Annotated in this window: 19 protein-coding genes (1 of these 19 only partly in view); 8 read left to right on the top strand and 11 right to left on the bottom strand. The window is 41.3% G+C overall.

The genetic code is table 11. From position 1 onward, the window contains the following. Window positions 1-14: 14 nt before the first annotated feature. Entirely contained in the window at window positions 15-1,418 is a 1,404-nt protein-coding gene (gene fumC / locus V7S75_RS11490) for a class II fumarate hydratase (protein ID WP_459514034.1), read from the bottom strand. A gap of 87 nt (window positions 1,419-1,505) precedes the next feature. Here fumC and V7S75_RS11485 point away from each other — a divergent pair, with 87 nt between their 5' ends. After that, on the top strand, window positions 1,506-1,856 hold the full coding sequence (locus V7S75_RS11485; protein WP_459514032.1) for an arsenate reductase family protein: 351 nt from the start codon (window positions 1,506-1,508) through the stop codon (window positions 1,854-1,856). On the opposite strand, the gene V7S75_RS11480 is transcribed toward V7S75_RS11485, so the two are convergent. The 8 genes from V7S75_RS11480 to rsfS form a co-directional block, all read right to left on the bottom strand. Then, window positions 1,857-3,173, bottom strand: coding sequence for an ABC transporter permease (locus V7S75_RS11480; protein ID WP_459514030.1), 1,317 nt, complete (start codon window positions 3,171-3,173; stop codon window positions 1,857-1,859). It lies immediately after the preceding gene. 1 nt (window position 3,174) lies between these two features. Then, on the bottom strand, window positions 3,175-4,062 hold the full coding sequence (locus V7S75_RS11475) for an ABC transporter ATP-binding protein (RefSeq protein ID WP_459514028.1): 888 nt from the start codon (window positions 4,060-4,062) through the stop codon (window positions 3,175-3,177). A 94-nt stretch (window positions 4,063-4,156) separates the two neighbouring features. Continuing rightward, a complete protein-coding gene (locus V7S75_RS11470) occupies window positions 4,157-4,525 on the bottom strand; it encodes a hypothetical protein (RefSeq protein ID WP_459514026.1) in 369 nt (122 codons plus the stop codon). Between the two features lie 103 nt (window positions 4,526-4,628). After that, the gene (locus V7S75_RS11465) at window positions 4,629-5,162 is read right to left on the bottom strand and encodes a TrmH family RNA methyltransferase (RefSeq protein WP_459514025.1); all 534 of its coding nucleotides are present in this window, start codon (window positions 5,160-5,162) and stop codon (window positions 4,629-4,631) included. Window positions 5,163-5,165: 3 nt separating this feature from the next. Then, entirely contained in the window at window positions 5,166-6,143 is a 978-nt protein-coding gene (locus V7S75_RS11460) for an acyl-ACP desaturase (protein ID WP_377976585.1), read from the bottom strand. 45 nt (window positions 6,144-6,188) lie between these two features. Next, complete coding sequence (locus V7S75_RS11455) at window positions 6,189-7,001, bottom strand: UDP-2,3-diacylglucosamine diphosphatase (protein WP_459514022.1); 813 nt, start codon at window positions 6,999-7,001, stop codon at window positions 6,189-6,191. Window positions 7,002-7,041: 40 nt separating this feature from the next. Then, on the bottom strand, window positions 7,042-9,165 hold the full coding sequence (gene ftsH / locus V7S75_RS11450; protein WP_459514020.1) for an ATP-dependent zinc metalloprotease FtsH: 2,124 nt from the start codon (window positions 9,163-9,165) through the stop codon (window positions 7,042-7,044). A 59-nt stretch (window positions 9,166-9,224) separates the two neighbouring features. Continuing rightward, entirely contained in the window at window positions 9,225-9,608 is a 384-nt protein-coding gene (gene rsfS, locus V7S75_RS11445; protein WP_315577443.1) for a ribosome silencing factor, read from the bottom strand. A 149-nt stretch (window positions 9,609-9,757) separates the two neighbouring features. Between rsfS and V7S75_RS11440 the strand changes: the two genes are divergently transcribed. The 4 genes from V7S75_RS11440 (at window position 9,758) to V7S75_RS11425 (ending at window position 14,330) form a co-directional block, all read left to right on the top strand. Next, window positions 9,758-10,495, top strand: a complete 738-nt coding sequence (locus V7S75_RS11440; protein ID WP_459514019.1) for a biotin--[acetyl-CoA-carboxylase] ligase — start codon at window positions 9,758-9,760, stop codon at window positions 10,493-10,495. Window positions 10,496-10,508: 13 nt separating this feature from the next. Next, complete coding sequence (locus V7S75_RS11435; protein WP_459514017.1) at window positions 10,509-12,176, top strand: AMP-binding protein; 1,668 nt, start codon at window positions 10,509-10,511, stop codon at window positions 12,174-12,176. 29 nt (window positions 12,177-12,205) lie between these two features. Beyond that, window positions 12,206-13,582, top strand: a complete 1,377-nt coding sequence (locus V7S75_RS11430) for a BamA/TamA family outer membrane protein (RefSeq protein ID WP_459514015.1) — start codon at window positions 12,206-12,208, stop codon at window positions 13,580-13,582. A gap of 184 nt (window positions 13,583-13,766) precedes the next feature. Then, window positions 13,767-14,330: a hypothetical protein gene (locus V7S75_RS11425; protein WP_459514013.1), complete on the top strand. Its 564-nt coding sequence runs from the start codon at window positions 13,767-13,769 to the stop codon at window positions 14,328-14,330. Here V7S75_RS11425 and V7S75_RS11420 read toward each other — a convergent pair. After that, a complete protein-coding gene (locus tag V7S75_RS11420; RefSeq protein ID WP_459514012.1) occupies window positions 14,327-15,379 on the bottom strand; it encodes a branched-chain amino acid aminotransferase in 1,053 nt (350 codons plus the stop codon). The two genes, V7S75_RS11425 and V7S75_RS11420, sit on opposite strands and share 4 nt — an antisense overlap. A 14-nt stretch (window positions 15,380-15,393) precedes the next feature. Next, a complete protein-coding gene (locus tag V7S75_RS11415) occupies window positions 15,394-15,945 on the bottom strand; it encodes a cob(I)yrinic acid a,c-diamide adenosyltransferase (RefSeq protein WP_459514010.1) in 552 nt (183 codons plus the stop codon). 131 nt (window positions 15,946-16,076) lie between these two features. Between V7S75_RS11415 and V7S75_RS11410 the strand changes: the two genes are divergently transcribed. From V7S75_RS11410 to tyrS, 3 genes are all read left to right on the top strand, one after another. Next, the gene (locus V7S75_RS11410; RefSeq protein WP_459514009.1) at window positions 16,077-16,589 is read left to right on the top strand and encodes a hypothetical protein; all 513 of its coding nucleotides are present in this window, start codon (window positions 16,077-16,079) and stop codon (window positions 16,587-16,589) included. After that, the gene (locus V7S75_RS11405) at window positions 16,586-17,812 is read left to right on the top strand and encodes an S-adenosylmethionine:tRNA ribosyltransferase-isomerase (RefSeq protein ID WP_459514007.1); all 1,227 of its coding nucleotides are present in this window, start codon (window positions 16,586-16,588) and stop codon (window positions 17,810-17,812) included. The genes V7S75_RS11410 and V7S75_RS11405 overlap by 4 nt, the downstream gene beginning before the upstream one ends. 165 nt (window positions 17,813-17,977) lie before the next feature. Continuing rightward, on the top strand, window positions 17,978-18,946 hold the 5' portion of the coding sequence (tyrS, locus tag V7S75_RS11400; RefSeq protein ID WP_459514005.1) for a tyrosine--tRNA ligase. 321 nt of this gene lie beyond the right edge of the window; the window shows 969 of its 1,290 coding nt (coding positions 1-969); its start codon is at window positions 17,978-17,980; the stop codon falls past the right edge of the window.

Here is an 18,946-nt window from a genome sequence, read left to right as displayed (position 1 = left end):
TATTTTTTTCTTACCTATACATTGATCTCGCCTACCATATTCTCAGGGCGAACCCAAGCATCAAACTCTTCTGCAGTTAAATAACCCAAGGCAATAGCTGTTTCTTTCAACGTAGAGCCATTTTTATGGGCTGTTTGAGCGATTTCCGCTGCTTTGTAGTAACCAATCTTCGTATTTAAGGCAGTTACAAGCATCAACGAGTTATTTACGTGCTTAGCGATGTTTTCGTGTAAAGGTTCGATACCTACCGCACACTTATCGTTAAACGCCACACATACGTCTCCAATTAAGCGAGCCGAGTGTAAGAAGTTATAAATCATCACAGGTTTAAACACGTTCAATTCAAAATGACCTGAAGCGCCACCGATATTGATCGCTACATCATTACCTAATACCTGCGCAGCAACCATGGTCATCGCCTCACATTGTGTAGGATTAACCTTTCCTGGCATGATGGATGAACCTGGTTCATTATCTGGAATGTAGATTTCCCCAATTCCTGAACGTGGTCCGGATGACAACATACGGACATCATTACCGATCTTCATTAGGCTAACAGCCACAGTTTTTAGCGCTCCATGAGCTTCCACAATGGCATCGTGTGCCGCTAAGGCTTCAAACTTGTTTTCAGCCGTTCTAAATGGTAATCCAGTCAATGTTGCGATATGCTTCGCTACGTTTTCAGAATAGCCTTTAGGTGTGTTAATTCCGGTTCCTACAGCCGTCCCTCCTAGCGCTAATTCCGCTAAGTGATCCAAGCAATTATTGATTGCTTTTAAACCATGATTTAATTGAGAAACATAGCCTGAGAATTCTTGACCTAATGTCAAAGGCGTAGCATCCATGAAGTGCGTTCGACCAATTTTAACTACGTTTTTAAAGGCTTTTGCCTTCGCGTCTAAGGTATCACGTAATTTAGTAATTCCAGGGATTGTAACCTCCATCAAAGCTTGATATGCCGCAATGTGCATCGCCGTTGGAAAGGTGTCATTTGACGATTGGGACTTATTTACATCATCATTGGGGTGAACAAATTTCTGCTCATCCATCAAATCTCCCCCTTGAATAACATGCGCACGGTATGCAATCACCTCATTACAATTCATGTTGGACTGCGTACCCGAACCCGTCTGCCAAACCACTAGTGGAAATTGATCCGCCCATTGGCCAGCTAAAATCTCATCACAAACCTGCGCAATCAGGTTTTTCTTTGCTTCATCCAATACACCAGCCTCAAAATTCGTGATCGCTGCCGCCTTTTTTAAATAGGCAAATGCCCGAATAATTTCCTTGGGCATCTTATTGATATCTTGAGCAATCGGGAAGTTCTCAATCGAACGCTGCGTTTGTGCGCCCCAATATACATGTGCAGGTACTTTCACCTTGCCCATGGTATCTTTTTCAATTCTATATTCCATAATGGCTATTTGTATTATTTTTGTAAGCACTCCACAAAAATACCACCAAAACCAACAAGGTGGGAAAGAATTTAAATAAAAAATAATATGATTACGATCTACGGAATTCCCGCTTGCAATACGATGAAAAAAACCTTTGAATTCCTACAAGCAAAAGGCATTGAATACTCCTTTCACAACTATAAAAAAGAAGGGATTTCGGAACCAATTTTACAAGGATTTATCGACCAATTAGGGCTTGAAAAGGTATTGAATAAACAAGGGTCTACTTACCGACAATTACCCGAGGAAACCAAAGCATCACTTAGCCACGAAAACGAAGCTTTTGCCTTCTTATTAGAAAATAATTCAGCGATTAAACGTCCCATCATAACAGATGGGAAACGCATAATCGCTGGATTCAATTCTGAAGAATTAGATAAATGGCTAAATGCCTAATTACCCTTTATAAAAAAGCCATTTGGACAACTCTTTCCAAGTGGCTTTTTTGCCATACATTAAGATACCTACGCGGTAAATACGGGCAGAAATCCAGCTGCAAGCTAAAAATCCGAATACCAATAAACCCATCGAAAGTGCTAATTCCCACATAGGGACGCCATATGGCAAGCGAACCATCATGTTAATCGGCGAGGTAAAAGGAATCATCGAAGCCCAAAAAGCAATCGTACTGTCCGGATCCTGCATCGTATATTGCGCCATCAAAAACGACACAATAATCGGAATCATAACAATGAATGTGAATTGCTGGGCTTCCGTTGCACTTTCCACCGCCGAGCCTATGGCCGCAAACAAGGAGCTGTATAACAAATACCCAACGAAAAAATAGAATAAAAAGGCCACCAAAATCAAGGGAATATTCGTGCTTTCCAACACCTTAGTCACCTCACCCATCGGCGAATCTTGCATAGCTTTGGCAACATCATCCGCTGCTTTCCCTTTTTCCAATTGACTCATCTGAGCAATTGCCTTGGTTTTAGAAGCGTATAGTTTACCTGTGACTTGTGTCAATCCAATCGTCAAAACAATCCACAAAACGAATTGCGTCAGCCCCACAAGTCCTACGCCAATAATCTTTCCTAACATCAACTGGTAAGGCTTCACCGAAGAAATAATCACCTCAATAATCCGGCTACTCTTTTCCTCAATTACGCCGTTCATCACCTGAGAGCCATAAAGCAATAGCGTCACATATAAAATTAAGCCCATAATACCTGCCAGAATCATCGCCCCCGCAGAACTCGAACTTGTCTCTCCCCCATTCTCGGAAACGGTTATCGTCTCACTATCAATATCAACCTGCGTATCCTCATAAACCTTTTCTGAAATACCGGCCTTATACATCAATTCCTGACGTACTTTATTTTGAATCAAACGTTCCACAGACTCCTTTAAGGTCAAACCAATATTCTTAGATGAATAAATATGAACGCCCTTCGGATTTGCCAACACATCAACGGGTATACTCACAAAGGCATCGTATCCAGCCTTCGCAAATTGCGTTTTATATGCCTGTTCGGGTATGTTGGTAAAGGTGAAAACCAACTCTTTATCTTGCAAATCCGTTGATTTCAACAAATGACTTTGATCAAAAATGGCAATCTGTTTCTGCTCCTTATCCTTCATAGCTAGCCAAATCGGAATGGCATAGATCGCCGTAATTAATACGGGAGCTAATAAAGATGAAATCCAAAAGGATTTCTTCAACACACGTGTCACATATTCACGCTGAATGACGAGTAAAATCTTATTCATATCAATTGGTTTCGCTAACTACTTGAATAAAAATATCATTGAATGAAGGAATCACTTCTTTGAATTCCAACAATCGTACTTGCTGAATGATTTTGGCAATCGCTTCATTAGTACTTATCCCCTCTGAAAAACGCAAAATAGCGTTACCCGTTTGGCTTGAAACCACCTCAATCCCAGAAATTGAACCAAGTTCACCTTCAAATCGAATTGCAAACTGGTTTTTCTTATATCGGTTCTGTACCTCATCTTTATTACCTGATAAAACCACTTGCGCATGATTAATCAATGCGATTTCATCACACAATTCCTCCACAGAATCCATGCGATGCGTAGAAAACAAAACGGTGGTCCCGCGCTCCTTAATCGCTAAAATCTCATCCTTCAACATATTAGCATTAATCGGATCAAAGCCAGAAAATGGCTCATCCAAGATCAGCAATTTAGGCTCATGCACGACCGTCGCAATGAATTGCGTCTTTTGCTGCATACCTTTTGATAAATCATTAACAGGTTTATCCCACCATTCCTTGATATCCAAGCGGATAAACCATTCCTTCAATTTAGAAATAGCCTCTTCCTTGCGCATGCCCTTTAATTGTGCCAAATACAACAACTGCTCCCCTACCTTCATCTTCTTGTACAAACCACGCTCCTCAGGCAAATAACCAATTTGATCCGCATGCGCTAATCGTAAGGGCTCTCCATCAAAATAGATTTCCCCTGCATCAGGCCCAGTAATTTGCGTGATAATTCGAATTAAGGATGTCTTCCCTGCCCCATTAGGACCTAGTAAACCAAAAATCTTCCCTTTAGGAATCTCTAAGTTGACATCGTTTAATGCCACATGATCCGCATAACGCTTCTCTAAATGACGAATGGATAATAACATAGCTGTCGTATAATTTGAAAGCTCAAAGATAAAAAAAAGCGTTCACCCCAAACTGATATTGGGATGAACGCTATAAAAGTAGGATGAATGCTCCTTATTTCTTAATTACCTTAGCCTTTGGTTTTGCTGGCGCTTTAGCCGCTACTTTGGGTGCTGCAGGTGTAGATTCCTTTGACATCAATTGTGCTACTTGCTTCATTTCTGCAGCCTTTTTAGCCAACTTAGCTTTTTTCTTAGCTTCCTTTTCAGCTACTTTCTTTCTAGCTTTTTCAGCCTTTTCCTTTGCTTTCGCCGCTTCCTTATCTTGCTCTTGGATAAATTTTACATATTTTTTCGCAATCTCTCCGGCCGACTTATCTACGGTCTCCAACAATTTCTTGGCATTTTTTTCTGTAAGTCCTTTTAGCTTAGGCAATAAAAGCCCTGATAATTGATTCGCTAATGTTTTTTTATCGCTGCTCATTATATAATTATTAAATTTTGATAAATCTAACCAAACATTTCAGAACTTGAAATTTATCTGTGTTAAGTTTTCGAAGATAAGGGAAAATTTAATATTAGAGCGACTAAAGCTGTGATTTACTGACAAAATCCCAAGCAACCACTCCCATCGTTACGGAAACATTTAAGGAATGCTTTGTCCCAAATTGCGGAATCTCTAAACTACCAGAAGCAGCCTCAATCCAATAATCATTCACGCCAAAGACTTCATTTCCAAAAACAAAAGCATACTTGCTCTCTCCTGCTGGCTTGAAATCCTGCAATGAAATCGACTGATCCACTTGTTCGATACAATAGACTTGATAACCCTGAGCTTTTAATAATTCATGACACGCTTCAGCCGTTTCAAAATAAGTCCAATCAACAGATTCATCAGCACCTAATGCCGTTTTACTTATCTCTCGATGTGGCGGCTGCGCTGTTATTCCAACCAGATATACATGCGCACATCGAAATGCATCGGCCGTACGAAATGCAGAACCAATGTTGTTCATGCTACGGATATCATCCAACACAAAAACGTAAGGAAATTTTTCAGCTGATTTATAAGCTGATACATCGAGCCGATTTAGCTCATCCAACGATAATTTTTGGGGCATAAATTAAACGATCCAGCTAAATGGATAAGCTAATTCTGGTACTTTAACACGTTCAGCTAAACGCTCTAAACGTGCCGGCAATCCAATCACATAGTCACGTGCTTTTTCCGCCTGATCATTCAATCCACGAACACTTTCTAAATCCCAATCTTGAATCAAGCCACGCATAATCGTAGTATAATCAGCGGTTGTATAAACTCCAATGCGTTGAGCCGCATCTGAGAAATGATCAAACAAAGAACTCTTCGCTCCATTCATTTCACGCAAGAAATGCGCAGGCATTACAATCTTTTTCTTCATCATATCAGCGAAAGCCAACATCATTTCGGAAGGATCTAATTTAAAAATCTCAGCAACAAAAGCCTTATAAGCTTTCGCATGACGCAACTCATCCGCCGCAATTTGTGCACACATACGAGACAAATTCGAATTACCGTGTTGCTTGGCTAAAGATGCTGTTCTACGGTGGGAAATATTCGTTGCCCACTCTTGGAATGAAGTATAGACAAAATTACGATATGGGTCAGCAGAAGTACCAATGTCGAAACCATCTGCAATCAAGTACTGTGTCGAAATCGCAACGGCACGCATGTCAACTTTACCCGATAAATATAGGTAAGTCCCCAATAAATTCCCGTGGCGATTTTCTTCTGCTGTCCAACTGCGAATCCACTTAACCCAACCATTTTCTTGGTCTAAATGATCCACCGTTTCCATTCCTAATAACCATGACTCGTAGGTTGGCAAAGCTTCCTCCGTAATCGTATCTCCAATCAAAACTGCCCAATAATCATAAGGCAATTCGTTTGCTGCTTCTTGTAACAATTTCACTTCTTCAAAGAAATTATCCTTTGTCGAATCTGGAAGCATATCTGCAGGCTGCCAGTTGGAATCAATCGGATTCAAAAAATCCTTCATGTAGCTGTCCATGTTTTTGGCTAGCTCCGACATTACTTCTAAACGTGTGTGAAATTGAGACATAATTCAATTGGTTAACAAAATGAGCTATGAAGATACATAGAAAAATCAGGATTTTGGCTGAAAAAGCGCAAAATCAAGGCCACTATCTGCAATTTTTAGCACATAGGCATTCTTGTAGGCCGGCGAAAACCAGTCTCCTAAATTATAATAGGTCGCATTGTTGCCTAATGGCAAGGCTATGGGATGATGTCGATGGCCAAAAACATAGGCTGAAACCCCACGATTTCCAAGCTGATCTGCCGCATTACGTTCACGCACCGCAGCTAAAATAAAATCAGTTTCAGCGTCAAAAGGAACTTCTCCAGCTTTAATCGTTGACGTTTTTCGCGTCCCCGACCAAGCATGTGCCAAGCGCACCCCCAAATCAGGATGCAACCAGCCGAATAGAAACTGAGCTACAGGATTAACAAAAACCTTTTTCAACAACTTATAACCATAGTCTCCAGGCCCCATACCATCGCCATGCCCAATGCAAACACGAATTTGTTTATCCATGAATTGAAACTCAAAATCAGTGGCCTCCCGATAGATAATTGCCCCTAATTCTTGCTCAAAATAATCCTTCATCCATAAATCATGGTTCCCCACAAAAATATGTAATCGAACTCCCTGATCAGCTAATGAGGCTAGGGCACCAATAAAACGAACAAAACCTTTGGGAACTACTTGTTTATATTCAAACCAAAAATCGAAGATATCCCCGAGTAAAAATAAATCACTCACATCTTCCTGAATATGATGAAGCCAATCAACCAAGACTCGCTCGCGTTCACGTGACGTATTTGCATCTGGAAACCCCAAATGCATATCCGAAATACAATAAACCTGTTTACCCGCGGGTATGATTAGCTGTTTCATCTATCATAAAAAATGGGGCGGGAATACCCACCCCATTCGGTTAATCTTCTTTTTTAGGAGTCCTTTTTCGAGGCGCTGGCTTTTTCTTAACAACAGGCTCAACTTCCGTTTCAGCCTTAGTAGAAGCTGGCTTTTTAGCCGCGCGTTTCACCGTTTCTGCTAACTCTCGCTCGTCTTTGGCATCTTTACGCTTCTTCTCTGTCTCTCCTTTGATAAACTCTTGATATGAGGTTAATTGCTCAAATGGACGAGGACCTACAAGTTCCTCTAAATCACTTTGAAACAATACTTCCTTCTTCAATAATTGCTCAGCAAGTATCGTTAATTTATCCTTTTTAGAGGTCAACAATTTCTTTGTACGTGCATATGCTTCCGCAATAATCTTACGAACTTCCTCATCAATTTCACGCGCCGTCGTCTCCGAGTAAGGCTTGCTAAACTGATAATCAGAACCCTTTGAATCGTAGTAAGAAATATTGCCCAACTTGTCATTCATACCGTAAACGGTCACCATCGAATAAGCTAATTTCGTAATACGTTCTAAATCATTTTGAGCTCCTGTTGAGATCTTACCAAATACAATTTCTTCTGCGGCACGACCACCTAAGGTCACACACATCTCATCCATTAATTGCTCGGTACGATACAAGAACTGCTCTTTTGGCAAATATTGTGCATATCCTAAAGCCGCTACGCCACGAGGAACAATTGATACTTTCACTAAAGGATTTGCATGTTCCAAGAACCAACCTGCAATCGCATGACCAGCCTCGTGATAAGCCACAATTTTCTTCTCCAATGGATTGATGATCTTGTTTTTCTTCTCCAAACCACCAATCACACGATCCATCGCCTCTTGGAAATCATCCATATCGACTGCCGTTTTACTGCGACGCGCCGCGATTAACGCTGCCTCATTACACACATTGGCAATTTCAGCTCCAGCAAAACCGGGCGTTTGTGCCGACAATTCCTTTGGATCAATGTCTGCCGCTAATTTCAAAGGCTTTAAATGCACTTTGAAAATCGCCTCCCGACCGATAATATCGGGCTTGTCAATGGAGATTTGACGATCAAAACGACCTGGACGAAGCAATGCCGCATCCAATACATCGGGACGGTTTGTTGCCGCCATGATGATAATTCCTGAGTCGGTAGCAAAACCATCCATCTCAACCAACAAGGAGTTCAATGTATTCTCGCGCTCATCATTTGAACCTGGCATTTGCCCACGACCACGTGAACGACCTACCGCATCTATCTCATCAATGAAGATAATACAAGGTGCTTTTTCTTTTGCCTGCTTGAATAAATCACGCACACGTGCAGCGCCTACACCCACAAACATTTCTACAAAATCAGAACCTGAAAGTGAGAAGAATGGCACACCCGCCTCCCCTGCAACAGCTTTGGCTAATAAGGTTTTACCTGTTCCTGGAGGGCCTACTAATAAGGCTCCCTTCGGAATTTTACCACCTAAATCGGTGAATTTCTTAGGGAATTTCAAGAACTCGACAATCTCTTGAATCTCTTCTTTGGCCTCATCTAATCCGGCAACATCATCAAATGTCACACGCACTTTAGATTCACCTTCGATCAAGGTAGCCTTACTCCGACCAATATTAAACAACTGGCCACCGCCACCTCCTCCGCCTCCCATGCGGAAGAAAAGGAAGTAAAAACTCAATCCCATTAAGATGAAAAATCCCCAAGTACCCAACCAATCTAATGGCCCTGTACGTGTTTCAGGCGTCGCAAAAATGCGTTCATTTCGTGGAAAATCCTTTTGACGATCCTCTAAAAAATGCTCAAAACCTTCTTTGGAAATAATCGGAAATTCAAAATGTGGCCCTTGCTTTACGGACACTAAACCCGGAGGCGAATTTTTGAAATATTTTGCGACAAAATTGGGCTTTAGACTAACTTCCACCAATTTATCGTTAACAATCACAACCGACTGAACTTCTTTTTGAATCACCATGGCCTCGAATTGACCTTGATTAATCTCTTGCAACGTGCGTTGTTTTGTAAAGAAAAACATACTCACCATCGCGATCACCAACCCAATAATCATCCAACTTTGCATTCCCCCAGCCGGCTTTTTCGGCAGACGTGGTTGAATTCCTGAACGCTTGGTGTTTTTACTGTTACCTAGTTTTGCCATTAGAATAATTTGTTTGGGCTATTAACAATGAGGATACCTAAAAAAGTTCGATTTGAGAATTATTCCTCAGAAATGTGCGTAAACTTCGCATCTCCCCAAAGTTCCTCCAATTTGAAAAAATCACGCTTATCTTTCAAAAATACGTGCACAATCACATCGTAATAATCCATCAAGATCCACTCCCGATTGGCCTTACCTTCCATCGCATGCACATGAATTTTACCTGACTCCCACACTTCCTTGTCCACAGAATCCGCAATCGCCTCAATCTGTGTATCGGATGTACCTGAAGCAATCACAAAAAAATCAGTAAATGCATTCGCAACTCCGCGCATATCCATCACAACAATATCTTGAGCCTTCTTCTCTTGCATCCCTTTCACCACCCATTGCGCTAATTGTTCTGATGCCTCTACTGCTGTCTTCTTTGTGCTTTTGCTCATATGTTTGTCTAAAATCGAATAATCGAATGTGATAACATCTCGATTAACGAATAAAAATTTAAATTTGTTTCTTGTAAACCTAAAATTACGAAGAAATTTTGAACAATTACCAAGCCACTACCCGCTTCGTGGGCAAATTATCAAAATATATGGATCATTGTGATTCCACGAATGCCTTGGGCTTTCAGGAGGCACTTTCCGACGATATAGAAGAGGGTTTTGCTTGGATTGCTGGCCACCAAACAGCAGGTAAAGGGCAGCGTGGTAACCAATGGCACGCCCAGCCCAATCAAAATTTATTGGTTTCTTTTTTACTTAAGCCCAACCACGAATTACTCCAAGCGCAGTTTTACCTCAGCAAAGCGATTGCGAATGGGATTTTAATGGGGCTCCAACAATGGGCATCAGACACGCTAGGAGAACGTTTACCACTCGAAATCAAATGGCCAAATGACATCTACCTCGATGGCAAAAAATTAGGCGGAATTCTAATCGAAAGTAATTTCCAGGCTGGCAAATGGGCCTTCTCAATTGTTGGCATAGGCTTGAATATCAACCAATTAGACTTCGAAGGCCTTCGAGCCACCTCCCTACGTGAATGGACACAAAACCCACAGGCAATCGACATCGCTGATATCTACAATCATATTGCTCATGGGATCGAAAATCAATACGAAGCTTTTACAGGCAAGGCATACACATCCATTGATTCCACTTATCACGAAACGCTTTTTCGGAAAGAAGCATGGCATAGCTTTGAAGACAAAAATGGAATATTTGAAGGTAAAATAGTACGGGTCAACGAGCAGGGATTAGTCGAGATTGAACGAAACCTCGGCACTGAATCCTATGATATCAAAGAATTAAGTTTTATTTTTAAGGATTAACCCCGCATAAACCTTGATTGAAACTTACCAAAGCAACCTAGAAAACTTCATCCATTGGGCCAAAGAAACGCCAAAAAACGTCTATTTAAAACAACCTAAAGAGGGGCAATATACCGACTATACCTATCAAGAATCTTTGGAGATTGTTGAGCAAGTCGGCACTTACCTAATCCAGCAGTTAAACACAGAGAAACCACTCCACATTGGAATTCTCTCTAAGAACAGCGCTCATTGGATTCTAGCAGATTTAGCTATATCCTATGCGGGTGCCATTTCTGTTCCTTTTTATCCTACACTTACGAGCGAACAGTTAAATCAAGTATTGGTGCATTCGGATTGCCAATGCCTCCTAGTAGGAAAACTTGATAACTGGAATGAAATTAAACAAGGAATCCCCTCAACAATTCAGCTCATTTATACTCCCGATAGCCCTTGCAACCAAGGAATATCTTGGAATGAAATTCTGAAAAGCTCCTTGGATATTTCGTCGCCTATCTTGCCAAAACATACCGAGCTCGCCACCATAGTTTACACTTCGGGAACAACCGGAGTACCGAAAGGTGTCATGATAACCAATGGCGCAATCGCTCTGGCACTTAATTTAGCCAGAGAAATTGCTTATTTAGATAGACCCAACACCCGATTTATCTCTTACCTCCCACTCTGCCATATCGCAGAACGGAATTTTGTGGAATTCGCTTGTACTGCTGCTGGCGGTACCATTTACTTTGTCGAAAGCCTGGAAACATTCCAACAAAACCTTTCACAAGCACGACCAAGTCATTTCCTAGCCGTTCCACGGATTTGGGCCAAATTCAAGGAGGGAATCTTGAATAAAATCGGAGGACAAAAAAAACTAAATCTTCTATTGTCTATTCCAATTATCCGTGGTCTAATTCAAAAGAAAATTCAAAAAGGTTTAGGCCTCGATCAAACATGCATGGTTATTACAGGGGCTGCACCGATGCCCCAAGAATTAACCGCATGGTTTCAGTCGATCGGCCTTTACATCCAAGAAGCTTATGGCATGACAGAAAACCTTGGATTGAATAGCCTTACTCCTCGACATAAAATCAAATTAGGTACCGTGGGACGTGTACATGACCAATGCACAACGCGAATCGATCCTGAGACGGGTGAGATTCAAATGAAGGCAGATTATAATTGTTTGGGCTATTACAAAAACCAAGAACAAACAGATGCGCTATTCGATGGAGAATGGCTAAAAACGGGCGACATGGGCCAATTGGATTCCGAAAACTACCTATCTATCGTGGGCCGAGTTAAAGACAATTTCAAAACGGCCAAAGGGCAATACGTTTCCCCTGCTCCCATTGAGAATGCATTATCTTTACATGACCTCATCGAAGTTGCCTGTGTCGTAGGCGTCAATTTACCCCAACCTTTGGGATTGGTGTTACTTAGCCAACAATCAAACGAACTATCACAACAAGAGCTCGTTAGCGCGCTAGAAAAACTACTCCATGACACGAATCCCTTATTCAAAAAATACGAATATCTGAAGAAACTCATCGTTATGAGAGAGCCATGGACAGTCGAAAATGCCTGCTTAACTCCCACGTTAAAAATACGCCGCATGCAGATAGAAAAGAATGTGGAAGATCGCATTGAATCCTGGTACCATGCGAAACAAACAATCATTTTCGAAGATTTAATCTAATTTCTACACCTTTTTTGTAACTTGAGAGAATGCGTTTTCAGTCTCTCATCTTGTTAGCTGGCTTATTGTTCCCTTGCTATCTCAGCTTGGGACAATCGATGCGCATTGATTCCATTCATTTTGTCGGGAATGAAAAAACGCGTGAAAATATATTACGCCGCGAACTCGACTTTCACGAGAAAGATTCGTTAAGCATTCAAGATTTAAATGAGCGCATCGAATACAATCGGCGGAAACTGATGAACACGAACCTGTTCATTTGGGTAAAATCGGATTACCATCAATTACCAAATGGCCATTTGTCCATCACCTTCGAATGTTTAGAACAATGGTATATTTTAGCATATCCCGTATTCCAGTTGGCCGACCGCAATTTAAATGATTGGTGGTCGCGCGGCCATGATTTTGACAGAGCCATTTATGGACTGCATTTTTTGCACAATAATTTCATGGGGCGAAATGAAAAAGTCGTCATCAAGGCTGAGACAGGATTTACGGACAAACTTGAAATATCCTATCAAAACCCCTATTTAGACCCCCAAAAAACCTTGGGCATGACTGTTAACTTAGCTTACAGCACACAAAAAAACTTAGCTTACAAGACGAATCAAGACACCCTAACTTACATTCAAAGCAATGCCATTTTACGTGAAAAATGGACAGGCGGAATCCAATTCAGAAAGCGATTTCGCTTTTATGATTTCCAAACACTTGAATTCAAATACAACCATTCCATCATTTCGGACACCATAGCAAAATTAAATCCAGCTTATTTTGGCGCAGGTCGGAAAGAGCAAAACTATGCGCAAATCGGCTATGCATTTTCGTATGACTTTCGAGATTTTGTCACCTATCCATTACGCGGAAGAAAAATTGATGTTAGTTTCACCAAATACGGCCTACTCCCCAGTGATCAGGTCGACTTTTGGGAGGCAAGTGCCGTGGCTGCATTCTTTTTTGATTTAGGTAGTCGTTTCTTTTTAGCTAGCCAAGTGAAGACTAAAATCAGTAGAGATGGATTTATTCCTTATGCCAATACGCGAGGACTCGGATATGGCAATGATCTTGTTCGAGGATATGAATTAAATGTGATTGATGGGACGAACTTTTTCCTTTGGCGTAATACGGCGAAGTTTCAATTAATCTCAACCATTTTGAAACTGCCATTCATCAAGTATAAGCAATTCAATCAGATGCCAATTGCTGTATATCCAACCGCATTTATGGATTTGGGATATGTCTACAATTCGAACAAAGAAACGCGCAATAGTACGAACCAATGGCTATTCGGAACAGGCTTAGGCTTTGATTTTGTCACCTATTACAACTTTGTTTGCAAGGTGGGTTTCCCGGTCATCAATGGCGGAAAAACAGGTATGGTTGTGAGTATTGGTCGGGAATTTTAGGCAAAAAAAAACCAGTCAACGACCGGCTTCTTTTTAAAATACCTAACCACTAATAATCTTAAATATCTTTATGCGCAAGCGCATGAATTCCTATTCCTAATTCCAAAAATAAGAATATTTTTCAATAGAATGATTCAAGCCACCCTGAATTTATTTATTTTTGAAATGATAAGCCCAGACCATCATGAAAATCCGCTCGATCTACTTTTTGTTATTCCTTGCTACTGCAAGTCTTTATTCATGTAACAAAGACAGTTCCTCTGCTGAAAATGAGCAAATAAGTGGCGCCCCGGAACAAATCAAAATCAAAGAGGCCTGGAATGCTAGTCATAACTGGGTTAAGCAAATGACCTTGAGCGACACACTCATTATTCGTAAAACAAATTGGGGAACCGATATTTCACAAATAAAGGAGTCGGTAGAATTAGCCGAAAGCCAACCGCAATCTGGAAAATCTTATTCCCTGTATTTTGATGATAGCGATTTGAATTTTGTTGACATCAGCTATTTAGCAAATGCGCAAGGTCAATTAAATGAAATCGATTTAGACATCTACGTGGAAGAAAATGCGCAGGTGAGTAAATTGCAAAAAAGCATCAAGGAATATTTCGATGTAAAATTCGGTGCATCAAACACTACAGGCAAAAAGACAACTTGGAACCAAAATAAAAATACCCAGGTCGAAATGGAAGATGTAAGTACTTCCAAGGACCCAGGTATTAAAATTGTGTTAAAGGCAAAGTCTTAAACTTTCCAAACCCAGTTGCGGGTATCAGGAATTTCGCCTAAACGGATTTGATTAATTTCATTGTACACACGTACCGAAAAATCAGAATCTTTGCGTTCCGGCAAGTTGTAATCTTTTCCCTCAAAACCGATCGTTGCAATTGGTGCAATCACAGCAGCCGTTCCTGCTCCAAATGCCTCGGTCACTGAACCATTTTGGATTCCTTCGATTAATTCCTTCACTGCCAATTGGCGCTCCTGCACTTCCATCCCCCAATCTTTCGCAATTTGCAAGACTGATTTACGAGTTACCCCATCTAAAATCGTATCACCCGTAGCGGCTGTAACTAAAGCTCCATTGATAACAAACATCAAGTTCATCGTACCAGCTTCCTCAACATACTGATGCGTCGCTGCGTCTGTCCAAATGATTTGATCATAGCCATCTTTATTCGCATTTTGAGTTGCAAATAATGAACCTCCATAATTCCCTGCATTCTTCGCAAATCCTACCCCACCTTTCGCAGCACGGATGTATTCCGTTTCCACACGAACGCGCAATGGTTTAGAATAATAAGAACCAACTGGGCAATTAAAGATGATGAATTTATATGTTGTTGATGGCGTAACACCCACATATTCATCCGTCGCAAACATGAAAGGACGAATGTATAATGAGCAACCCTCTTTGGCAGGAACCCAAGCTTGATCTAGTTTCAACAATTCACGTAAGCCACCCAAGAAAATCTCTTCAGGAACTTCAGGCATACACATGCGATAGGCCGACTTGTTGAATCGTTTCCAGTTTTCTTCTGGACGGAATACTTGAATACTACCATCTTTTCCTCGATAACCTTTCATCCCTTCAAAAATAGCTTGTCCGTAATGCAAAGACATCATGGCGGGCTGGTATTCCAATGGGCCATACGGTTGGATTTTGACAGATTGCCACGCGCCGTCGGCATATTCTGCAACTAGCATGTGGTCAGCAAAGCTGCGACCAAAGGCTAAGTGATCAAAGTCAACTTGATCAATTCTAGATTTTGAGATAGGTTCAATGTGGATTTGCATACGCTTTGTTTTATTTATTTTCCTGAATTCCAAGGGATTTCAGGGATACCTAGGCTATGATGTAAAAAACGACACACCATAAATAAGTAATCAGATAATCGGTTCATATAGGCCATCGCAATTTCGTAATCGGTATGTTCTGTGGCTTGTACCCAACGAATTAAGCTTCGTTCCGCGCGACGACAAACCGTACGTGCGATTTGTGCCATGGCAATTGTTTCATGTCCACCCGGAAGGATAAAAAACCGCATGGGAGCTAATTGAGCGTCTAAAGCGTCAATATTATTTTCCAAAGCGACAATATCTTGCAAGGAAATCAATTCCATATTCCCCAATACTTCTTTGGAATCGCTCGCAACATGAGCACCCAAAACAAAGAGACTGGATTGTATGGCCTGTAATTTAGCGGCAAGTTCCGCGTCAACTTTACAAACAAGAAGTCCCAAGTGTGAATTCAGTTCATCTAAATCACCGATAGCTTCCAAACGAAAGTCGGATTTTGACAAACCCTTCCCGTCGGCTAATCGCGTAAACCCTCCATCACCTTGTTTTGTGTAGATCTTCATAATTTGTAAAAGAATAACAAAAATAGTTTTTTCGGCCTTCAATCCAAAGGAAAGCCCATATTTATCAAAAAACAAGAAAGATTAGGCAATCGCGCGCTTATGAACTAATTTTGGGGATATTTTTGAATCCTATGTCAATTGATTATTTCGTTTCGCGTGCTTGGCGCATCGTTTCCATGGTTGCCTTTGGCATTACCCTGCTATTCGTTTATCGCGGATTACCAGATCCTGCAGCCGTACATTTCGGCGAAACAGGGCGTGGAGATGGATTTTTGCCTAAAGAAGAGATCTTTTATTTGTCGGCCGGCATTGTAACCGTACTCAATGTACTGGCCCTATTACTCATCAAAAGTGTCGCCAACGTATCCGAGCAAGTTTGGGGAAAAGTATTCCAAATTTTCGCTAGCAAAGGGGATGCGACGATTAAAGCCACTTTGACTAATTGGTTGCATTTCTTGCCAGCCATGATTAATACCTATTTGATTTTAGTTTTCCGCGTATTGCTCTTATTGAACGACCAGCGTACGTATGACGCTGACTATACCTATATCCCAAAATTAGGAATCGTCTTGATTCTTGTTTGGTTGTTATACTTGCCCATTCGACTATTTTTATCACCTACGCATAGCCCAGAAGAAGCATGATTTCCAACATGCCCGACATTTCGATTCAGGCGTTTGATTACGAATTACCCGATTCTCATATAGCTTTTTTCCCAAGCCAGCAGCGGGATGAATCGAGCTTACTTGTTCACCAGTCAGGTGTCACACATCATCATTCATTTCAAAACCTACCTGAATTAGTTCCAACAGATAGCCTTTTTATTTTCAACAATACGAAGGTCATTCCGGCACGCATTCAATTACAGAAAGAAAGTGGCACGACCATTGAGATCTTCTTACTGAAGCCTTTGGCCGACAACATCGCGACGCAACAAGTTATGGAGCAGCGCGGAGAGATCATTTGGGAATGTTTGGTGGGTAATAAAAAGCGTTGGAAAATAGGAGAAACGCTTACCAAAACAATTGAAATTGAAGGCCAGGAGGTAGCTTTACGAATCAACTGGCATGACCGAGAATTAAATCAAGTTCAGATTCAATGGTCAGGCGAACATACATTCGCTAGCATTTTGAATGAAATAGGTAAAATTCCCTTGCCTCCTTATATGGAGCGTGATACGGAATTATCAGATCAAGATCGCTACCAAACGGTATTTTCCAAAGAGTTGGGAGCTGTCGCAGCACCTACCGCAAGTTTGCATTTTACACCTGCCATCATCGACCGCTTGGAAGCAAAGGGTATCCAAAAGAGTTTCCTAACCTTGCATGTTGGGGCGGGAACATTTTTACCGGTAAAAGAAGATGAAATCCGGAATCACCCGATGCATCGAGAGCAGCTCATTTTTGAACGGGCATTCATTAAACAATTGATGGAGCATTCAGGGACTTTTGTACCTGTGGGCACGACGGCACTTCGGGCTGTGGAGAGCTTATATTGGTCGGGGGTATGGGTATACGAACAAAAAGCTATTCCAACTGAAGGTTTAGTAATCCCCAAGGAATTCGCCTATCAAGATCGCACGGAGGTTTCTAAAACGGATGCCTTGCAAGCAATCTTGCAATATATGGAAGCAAATAGACTATCGAATTGGTTGGCCCAAACTGAACTTCTCATCATGCCGTCTTACCGTTTTCGATTCTGTGATGCGTTGATAACGAATTTCCACCAACCCAAATCAACTTTATTGGTGCTTGTTTCTGCTTTAATTGGGGATGCTTGGAAGGATATTTACCAAGAGGCTAAGCAAAAAGGCTATCGTTTTTTAAGTTATGGCGATGCGTGTTTGTTTTTCAAAAAGGAAAAATAATTCCGAAGAATCATTATTTTTGTGGCCCAAGAAATTGGACGTTGGACGTTGGACGTTGGACGTTGGACTATTGACTTCGGACTCCGGACTTCAGACTACCACTGACTACTTATTTACAGAACACAGACTAGTGACTAGAGACTAGCGACTATAAAATACCCAATTATGAATTTCATTGAAGAATTGCGCTGGAGAGGAATGTTACAGGATATGATTCCGGGATTGGAGGATCAATTAGCCAAAGAGATGACCGTGGCATACATTGGTTTCGATCCAACTGCACCCAGTTTACACATAGGTAATTTGGCAGCAATCATGTTGTTGAAGCATTTTCAATTGTGTGGCCATAAGCCGATTGCTTTGGTAGGCGGTGCGACAGGAATGATTGGAGATCCATCGGGTAAGGCTGCGGAAAGGGAGTTTTTATCAGAAGACACCTTGCGTGCAAATCAGATTGGCATTCAAAAGCAATTGGAAAAATTCTTGGAATTTCATGCGGGAGCTAATTCGGCGGAGGTAGTTAATAATTATGATTGGTTTAAGGAATTCAGCTTTTTGGGATTCTTAAGAGAGGCTGGAAAGTTTTTGACGGTCAATTATATGATGTCGAAAGACTCGGTTAAGAAGCGTTTGGAAACCGGTATTTCATTTACGGAATTTTCTTACCAATTATTACAGGGTTACGATTTTTACCATTTATATAAGACAAAGAATGTCCGATTACAAATGGGCGGTTCGGATCAGTGGGGAAATATTACGACGGGAACGGAAATTATTCGTAGGAAAGAAGGACATGATGAGGACGCGACCGAGCGTGCGGCATTTGCCTTAACGACACCTTTAGTAACGAAGGCGGATGGAACGAAATTTGGCAAATCGGAATCGGGCAATGTTTGGTTAGATGCAGAAAAGACGAGTCCTTATGCATTTTACCAATTTTGGCTGAATGCTGCGGATGCGGATGTGCCTCGTTTGATACGTGTATTTACCTTATATTCGAAAGAGCAGATTGAGGAATTAGAGAAGCAGCATGCGGAGGCGCCACATTTACGTATTTTACAAAAGGCCGTTGCTGAAGAAGTAACGACCCGGGTACATGGAGCGGAGGTTTGTGCTTTAGTTATTGAGGCCTCT

This window comes from Aquirufa sp. TARAVU-A1A (genome assembly GCF_054558675.1).
The sequence above is the reverse complement of the archived record's forward strand: the minus strand, read 5'-3'. Positions and strand labels throughout refer to the sequence as shown.

Coding starts and splice junctions, on each gene's coding strand:
- fumC (WP_459514034.1), bottom strand. CDS start 1,418: ATGGAATATAGAATTGAAAAAGATACCATGGGCAAGGTGAAAGTACCT.
- V7S75_RS11485 (WP_459514032.1), top strand. CDS start 1,506: ATGATTACGATCTACGGAATTCCCGCTTGCAATACGATGAAAAAAACC.
- V7S75_RS11480 (WP_459514030.1), bottom strand. CDS start 3,173: ATGAATAAGATTTTACTCGTCATTCAGCGTGAATATGTGACACGTGTG.
- V7S75_RS11475 (WP_459514028.1), bottom strand. CDS start 4,062: ATGTTATTATCCATTCGTCATTTAGAGAAGCGTTATGCGGATCATGTG.
- V7S75_RS11470 (WP_459514026.1), bottom strand. CDS start 4,525: ATGAGCAGCGATAAAAAAACATTAGCGAATCAATTATCAGGGCTTTTA.
- V7S75_RS11465 (WP_459514025.1), bottom strand. CDS start 5,162: ATGCCCCAAAAATTATCGTTGGATGAGCTAAATCGGCTCGATGTATCA.
- V7S75_RS11460 (WP_377976585.1), bottom strand. CDS start 6,143: ATGTCTCAATTTCACACACGTTTAGAAGTAATGTCGGAGCTAGCCAAA.
- V7S75_RS11455 (WP_459514022.1), bottom strand. CDS start 7,001: ATGAAACAGCTAATCATACCCGCGGGTAAACAGGTTTATTGTATTTCG.
- ftsH (WP_459514020.1), bottom strand. CDS start 9,165: ATGGCAAAACTAGGTAACAGTAAAAACACCAAGCGTTCAGGAATTCAA.
- rsfS (WP_315577443.1), bottom strand. CDS start 9,608: ATGAGCAAAAGCACAAAGAAGACAGCAGTAGAGGCATCAGAACAATTA.
- V7S75_RS11440 (WP_459514019.1), top strand. CDS start 9,758: ATGGATCATTGTGATTCCACGAATGCCTTGGGCTTTCAGGAGGCACTT.
- V7S75_RS11430 (WP_459514015.1), top strand. CDS start 12,206: ATGCGTTTTCAGTCTCTCATCTTGTTAGCTGGCTTATTGTTCCCTTGC.
- V7S75_RS11425 (WP_459514013.1), top strand. CDS start 13,767: ATGAAAATCCGCTCGATCTACTTTTTGTTATTCCTTGCTACTGCAAGT.
- V7S75_RS11420 (WP_459514012.1), bottom strand. CDS start 15,379: ATGCAAATCCACATTGAACCTATCTCAAAATCTAGAATTGATCAAGTT.
- V7S75_RS11415 (WP_459514010.1), bottom strand. CDS start 15,945: ATGAAGATCTACACAAAACAAGGTGATGGAGGGTTTACGCGATTAGCC.
- V7S75_RS11410 (WP_459514009.1), top strand. CDS start 16,077: ATGTCAATTGATTATTTCGTTTCGCGTGCTTGGCGCATCGTTTCCATG.
- V7S75_RS11405 (WP_459514007.1), top strand. CDS start 16,586: ATGATTTCCAACATGCCCGACATTTCGATTCAGGCGTTTGATTACGAA.